This is a genomic window from Ohtaekwangia sp. (assembly GCF_036568665.1).
Classification (GTDB): Bacteria; Bacteroidota; Bacteroidia; order Cytophagales; family Cyclobacteriaceae; genus Ohtaekwangia.
In genome coordinates this window covers 1-7287 of sequence record NZ_DATCSD010000070.1, presented here as the reverse complement: position 1 = coordinate 7287, position 7287 = coordinate 1, and the positions used below count along the sequence as shown (strand labels likewise).

Below are 7287 nucleotides of genomic sequence, written 5' to 3'. Positions count from 1 at the left end.
TTTCAATGTCCTTCTCTGTCATAAAACGATTGGCTGTAGTAGTCGCTGTATATGCCCGTTCATCACAGACTTTCTGTACAGCGGAACAAAATTGCTAAAAAAATTTTAAGTCTATAGAATTAATAGACTATTTTTGTTTTTACAGTATCTATATATGAAACGACTCCTTATCTGCATCCTGCTGGGCATAGGCAGTATACCCGCACTTGCCCAAAAATCTGCAAAGCCCAACATCATTCTTATCATAGTAGATGACATGGGCTACTCAGATATAGGAGCCTATGGCTCTGAAATAAAAACACCCAACCTTGATAAACTTGCCAGTGAAGGAACACGCTTCCGCGAATTTTATAACAACTCCATCTGTGCGCCTACACGTGCTTCGCTCATCACTGGTCAGTATGCGCATCGTGCCGGCATGGGATACTTCGATGTAAATCTCGGTCTGCCTGCTTACCAGGGTTTTCTCAATAAAGAATCGCTCACCATTGCCGAAGTGCTCAAACAAAATGGCTATAGCACGCTGATGGCCGGTAAATCGCATCTCGGTAAGGACAGTATATATTGGCCCAACCAACGCGGCTTCGAACAGTTCTATGGATTTATACCAGGCGCCAGTAATTATTTCGACATTGGTAATTATGGCAAGGCCGATCCGGTAGTGCTGGTGCGAAACAATCAAAAAGAAAAACTCAAACCAGGCGAATACCTCACGGATAAGATAACCGACAATGCTTTGGATTTCTTGCAAACGCAAAGTAAAACCAGCAAACCATTCTTTTTATACCTCGCCTTCAATGCACCCCACTGGCCGCTACAGGCTTTACCGGAAGATATAGCAAAATATAAAGGCCGTTATGATATAGGCTGGGACTCACTGCGACAGGAGCGCATTGCCCGCCAAAAGACGTTGGGAATTTTATTACCGGAAGATCGTGTAGCTGCCCGCGACCCGGAAGTACCCAAGTGGGATAACTTGACATACGACCAGAAACAATTATGGAAAGCGAAGATGGAAGTATATGCCGCAATGCTCGACCGCGTAGATCAAAGTATAGGCCGACTGCTCGCAACACTGAAAGAGCTGAAGAAAGATAACAACACACTCATTGTATTTCTGTCCGACAATGGTGCACAAGGCGGCTATGCCAGCACGGCACGCAAGCCTCAACGCAACGCAGGGCCTATTGGTACAGCCGGTTCGTACGATTACCAGGAACAGAACTGGGCGTATGTATCCAACACACCGCTTCGACAGTATAAGAACAACATGCACGAAGGTGGTTTCTGCACCCCTTTTATAGCGTGGTTTCCGGGGCATGTAAAAAGTGGAGCGATTGTAAAAGGTACGGGCCACATCATTGATATAGCGCCTACGTTTTATGCCGCAGCCGGTGCACGTTATCCTGAAAAGTATGACGGGCACATAGCCCTGCCGTTGGCCGGAAAAAATCTCTTGCCTGTGCTGACCGGACAAGCTACTGAAGTAGATCGCAGTGAGGCGCTCTGCTGGGAACGTGCCGGCAACCGTGCCGTGCGAAAAGGAAAATGGAAGATTGTATCTACGTATCCTTCCTATACGTGGGAGCTATATGATCTGAGTAAAGATCGCGGTGAGACAACGGATCTTGCCGGAAAAAATCCGGAAGTTGTCAATGAACTTTCAGTAGAATATAATCAGTGGGCCGCCAGAACCGGTGTGGTGGATTACGACAAGATCAAACCTGCACAGCCGATGGTGATACCAGGCTCGAACTGAGCAAACAAGAATCTGACATTAAAATAAAATAAAAAAGCAGGCTCCATCCGTCTGATATAGCCTGCTCTTAACCTAACCTACCTGCGTCTTCAGGTAAGAAGTTGCAAAAGTAAAAAGTTATTTGAAAAATGTATCATCCTGTCGACTAAATGCTGCTGTGCATGACGAAAGCGTGCTATATTTCTGTGATTGTTGGCAAAACTCCTCTCACACGCAAAATATTGCTATGGTGCAGTCGCATTGAGTTCACACGTGTGAGGCGCAAGACCCACCGCTTTTACAGTAACTTTGATGCGCCCCGCTTTTACCGCCTGCACATACGCCAGCATTTTTCCCTGGTATAATTTGCGTTTTGAAGCTTTATAGTCTTCATGGCTCGCCAGGTCGCTACTTTCCAGGCCTATAAGTTTGCCCGGACCTTCCACAATCACTTCTACTTCCTGTTGCGCCTGGAATACTGCTTTTCCCCCGGCATCGACAGCGTTAATAGCGAGGTGTGCAACGCTACCCCTACCGGCCGGAATGTCTTTACGATCAGCCGTAACTTTCAATGCCTTTGCTTCGCCTGTGGTAGCTATAGTATAGCGGCTGATTTCTTTTCCTCCGGTATAGGATCGTATCGATACTTCGCCTGCTTCGTAACGCACATTCCAATGTATAACCTGTTGTTCATTCTGCGTACGCTTCTTTTTACCCTGCGATTTTCCATTGATAAATAGCTCCGCTTCTTCGGCATTGGTAAAGCCCAGCACCTGTACAGAATCTATACCGCTCCAGTTCCAATGCGCCTGTGCATCACCTCCAAATATATTCCTGCGCGGCTCCGTTGGTTTCTTGCGCACCGCCAGATATACCACCGGGTCGTTTGACCATAAACTTTTGCGATAGTAATATTCCGGCTTTTCAAAACCTGCCAGATCGAGCACACCTACACCACTGCTGCGCTCAGGCCACACATGCGCTTCGCCCATGAAATCTATACCCGTCCACAAGTATTGCGCAGAAATATAGTCGGTGCTGTCAACAGCAGCCCACGCGTTGTATGCGCGACTGTTCTCACTTCCATAAATTACACGATCCGGATACTGACGATGATCGTCTGCATAGCGATACTCCTGGTAATTATACCCTACTATATCCAATGCTCCAGGAAACGCAGTATAGTTCGACATTACTACGCCTGCCAACGCTGCGGTTACCGGTCGTGTAGGATCATATTGTTTTACCACCTGCACCAGGTGCGTAGCAATCTCACCCAGCCTGCTTGCCGGAGGATTTCCGGCCTGATAACCTTTACCATATATCTGCGGATTTCTTCCGGTGTTCAACACTTCGTGGGTATATGGATCATTCGGGTAATCGATCTCGTTGCCTATACTCCACATCAAAATGCTGGCATGATTCCGGCTGCGTAAAACCATGTCGCGCAAATCACGATCAGCCCACTCGGCAAAGTAGGTATGATAACCATCTTTACCGGGCGTGCCTATATTCCATCCTTTGATCCATTTATTTTTACCGACCTCCCATTCATCAAACGCTTCATCCTGCACGATAAATCCAAGCTCATCGCACAAATCATAGAGATAGTCCTGGTGCGGATCATGACTCATGCGAATAGAATTACAGCCCATGGCCTTCAATGATTTTAGTCTGCGCGCCCATACATCTTTAGGCACTGCTGAACCCAGCGCACCGGCATCATCGTGTATACATACACCTTTCAATTTTATATTCACATCGTTGAGGAAGAAACCTTTGCTGGCATCGAAACGAAAATGGCGAAAGCCCACACGCTCGGTAACAACATCTACTGGTTTATCATCGGCATATAGCGTTGTGCGCAAAGTATATAGAGCCGGTTTTTCGATCGACCATAATTCCGGCTTCGTTACTTTCAATGACAATTTCAGATCGGTGGTTGCCGCGTTGGCTGCCAAAGCACGGTTCTCTGCCTGTGCTACCACCTTGCCCTTTGCATCCAGCAACGCAACGGCTATACGCGCATTGGCCGCCTTGCCTGCATTGTTCTGAACCGTTACCTGCACATCGGCCTGCGCCTGCTCGGTGGTGACTGATGGCGTTGTAAAGAATGTTCCCCACACGGCTATATGTACCGGTTCAACGGCTATAAGGTATACATTGCGATTTATACCTGAACCGGTGTACCAGCGTGAATCAGCAAAATCGGTGTGATCTACTTTTACCACTACTATATTTTTTCCGGCAGCATTCAGGTACTTTGTTACGTCATAATAAAAAGAGGCGTAACCATTGGGGCGTTTGCCGAGATAGTGCTCGTTGATCCACACTTCGCTGTTCTTATATACTCCGTCAAAATACAGGTATATATTTTTCTTTTGTTGATTGGGTTGCAGTTGAAATGTTTTACGATACCAGCCTATACCTGCGGGAAGATAACCTGTACCACTGGCCCACTCATCACTAAAAGGCCCTTCTATACTCCAGTCGTGTGGCACCTCTACCGTGCGCCAGGATTGATCGGCTGTGCTTGTCTTTTCACCTGCGGCTACATCGCCTTTGTAAAATTTCCAGTCGCTGTTAAACAGCGCTACTTCGCGTTGCGCTTGCGCTGCTGTACCCAGCAACATGGTGCATGCTACAAATATATAGTATACAGTTCTCACGTGTTTCCTGTTTGGGTTGGTATCAATAATTTAATTCACATCGCTCACCAGTGTAACCACTGATTTTTTTGGAATGGTTATTACTTCACCGGCAGCGATCTCCGCCAAAGGCTTCAGGCTCTCGTCTGTTTGTGCAGATGTGATATAGGGCTTTACAGAAGTGATAGCCGCACCATCAATTGTCAGTTTTATATTCGAGTCGAGGTTGCCATAGTTTACCACTACGGTAACAAGCTTCTTGTCGGTTTCATGGATATAGGAAGAGATCATCAGTCCTTTGGTGTCATCGGTATTGATATCTGTAGATGCCACTCCTACACGCACAGCCCCCGGACGAATGAAGCGGCTATAATTGCCCAATGCCCACAGCAACTTGGTCTGCTCTATATTTCCGTTTGTTTTATTTTTATCGGCATAGATCAATCCATCTTTATAGTCATATACCGATATAGATGTCCACCAATGCCAGGCCGAAGCGTTGGCAATCGCCAGGTCGTGATGGATAAGGCGTGCTACATAAAGTGCTGTAGTCATGCCGGTATCTTTACCACCACCGGGAATTTCCTCCTGATCGCCCAGTATACAATATTCACTTTGCCAGAACTCCAGCGGAACAGAAGCCTGTTGAATATTCGCCGCTATATTTTTGCGCACCTGCACCATGGTTTCCATAGGAGCCGAAGTAAAGTAACTATGGCCGGAAATCATTTTATCTACATGTTGCAGATTGCCTATATAGCGGGCGGAAGTACTGGTAAAAAAATCTTTGATCTGCTCACCACGCGTGGGCTTGTCGCTTGCTTCGTAGAGATAATTCATTTTACCAGCCTCTCCTATCTGTATGCGTGTAGCAAGACCGTTGGCTGTTAAAGCTGAATCAAGTTTCCAGGTAACATCAACAATTTCCTGGTTGGTAAAGGGCGTGCCTTCCTGGCCATTGCCGGTCCAATCCCACTGTGGTTCGTTAAAAGGGCTCAGGTAATTCAACGTAATGCCTTGCGATTGAAAATGCTTTACTACTTCCACAAGAAATCCTGCAAAAGCTTTATAGTTGCCCGCGCTGATGTTGGCATGTTCACCATCGCTCGAAAAAGCTTTTCCATTCTTTGTCAATTGTACTGGCGGACTATTGGTAAACCCTATAAATTGTTGTACACCGCGTTGCTGTGCTGCCTGCATAAACCATTGCTGGCCTGCTTGTCGCGACCAGGTATAGCTTCCGTCATTGTTTAAAAATCCTTCGGCTCTTCGCCACTCATCGGAGATGTTATCTTGCGCAGCACTTCCCGCACCTATATTAAAACGCCATACCGACAGACCTATACCAGCCGGCTTGCCTGCTTCATCTACTTCTGTGCTAAACAACCAGTCGGCTACCTGATTTCGTTTTTCGTCCGGCCACAAACCTATATATTGACAAGCCCACGCATCGGAAGCTCCAAAGTTGCGAATGGTTTGTTTTTTATCCTGCACATGAATCGTTACCACGGCTTCATCAGCTGATGATGCAGGACCAGCAGAATCGGACTTCGAACAACTGCCAACAACTATTGCCAGCATCACCAGAAAATAATTTCTACGCATGAATATGTATTCTGTAAAAGTTTAACATGTTTATCGGGTACATTTAAAAAGTAAGGGAGTATCATCGTTGCGCGCTACCAGCACCGAGCGCTGATCTTTACCACTCCGCAGCATCACTATATTTCGCACATCGCCTGCGGCATAAAAACCAGTATATCCATATAAACGAGGTATATATTTACCCTTGCCCGCTCCCTGCAGCACCAGGCCAGACGATGCATCGTTGCGCCCCCACTGCACACGGTATGGATAAAAATTACCGGCCAGGAGTATATCTTCTATTCCATCGCGGTCAACATCTTCAAAAGCTATACCAGACACCATGCTGAATTGTGCTTCAACAGGAAGTGATATAGGTTCAAACTTTCCCTTCTGATTGGTGAATATGCAGCTGGCCGTAGTATATACCGAAAGTACCGAAGCACTTTTGCGCTGTTCTTCTGTGAGCACATCCTGTAAGCCTGCCTGTGCATACGCATCGTACGATACAAACCTGCGCTTCAATACCGGCAACTGCTCCAGTAATTCATCGCGCGATGCATACGGATATTGTTTACCCTGTATATAGTACGACATTACCGGGTCTATTCTGCCATCGCCATTAAAATCGCCTGCATGAACAGTGAGCGGTTCGTTTACAGATGCTTTAAAGGGAAGATTCAATCCTGCATTACCGGCTATAATATCGTTATCACCGTCATGATCTATATCTGCTTCGTAAAGTTTGCACCACAGGCCGGAAGTATTTTCCAAACCAGCTTCATGTGTCTGTTCGGTTAATATACCTTTGTTGTTCGCGAATAATCGCAGCGGCATAAACTCACCGGCAATCAACAGGTCGGGCCACGTGTCGTTGTTATAGTCTGTCCATATAGCAGAAGTTACCATGCCTGGTTTTTGTAGTGCCTCGGGTGTAGCACGGGTAAATTTCACTATACCATTCTTTGTATCATTACGCAGCAGGTAACTCAGCGATGGCAGCGGATAATTACCGGGTACTGATCGTCCTCCTACGAACAAGTCCAGATCCCCGTCTTTATCATAATCAGCAGCAGTTACACAGCTTCCGTTCGCTATATCTGCAGGGAGTATATTTTCTGTTCTGGTAAAATTGCCTTTACCGTCATTCAGGTATAGCCGATCCTGCAATAGCGGAGCCCATGCTGGCGGAAACTCTACACCACCGCTTACAACATACAGGTCGGCATCACGATCGCCATCAGCATCAAAGAATAACGCACCAGTGTCTTCACTCAAACTATCGGCAGCCCAGGGCTGAACAGCGTGTTCTTTAAA

The 7287-nt window shown here is 46.6% G+C and carries 4 protein-coding genes; 1 reads left to right on the top strand and 3 read right to left on the bottom strand.

What is annotated here, in order from left to right:
• Positions 1–154 precede the first annotated feature (154 nt).
• Complete coding sequence (locus VIN08_RS03795) at positions 155–1759, top strand: arylsulfatase (RefSeq protein WP_331960471.1); 1605 nt, start codon at positions 155–157, stop codon at positions 1757–1759.
• Positions 1760–1983: 224 nt separating this feature from the next.
• Here VIN08_RS03795 and VIN08_RS03790 read toward each other — a convergent pair whose 3' ends face one another.
• The 3 genes from VIN08_RS03790 to VIN08_RS03780 form a co-directional block, all read right to left on the bottom strand.
• A complete protein-coding gene (locus VIN08_RS03790; protein WP_331960468.1) occupies positions 1984–4407 on the bottom strand; it encodes a sugar-binding domain-containing protein in 2424 nt (807 codons plus the stop codon).
• A 30-nt stretch (positions 4408–4437) separates the two neighbouring features.
• Entirely contained in the window at positions 4438–5991 is a 1554-nt protein-coding gene (locus tag VIN08_RS03785) for a glycoside hydrolase (RefSeq protein WP_331960466.1), read from the bottom strand.
• 30 nt (positions 5992–6021) lie between these two features.
• Positions 6022–7287, bottom strand: a 1266-nt coding sequence (locus tag VIN08_RS03780) for a VCBS repeat-containing protein (protein WP_331960463.1), incomplete at its 5' end; no start/stop codon positions are given.

What these genes read in the sequence shown, in the direction of transcription:
- VIN08_RS03795 (WP_331960471.1), top strand. Translation starts at nt 155, where the DNA reads ATGAAACGACTCCTTATCTGCATCCTGCTGGGCATAGGCAGTATACCC.
- VIN08_RS03785 (WP_331960466.1), bottom strand. Translation starts at nt 5,991, where the DNA reads ATGCGTAGAAATTATTTTCTGGTGATGCTGGCAATAGTTGTTGGCAGT.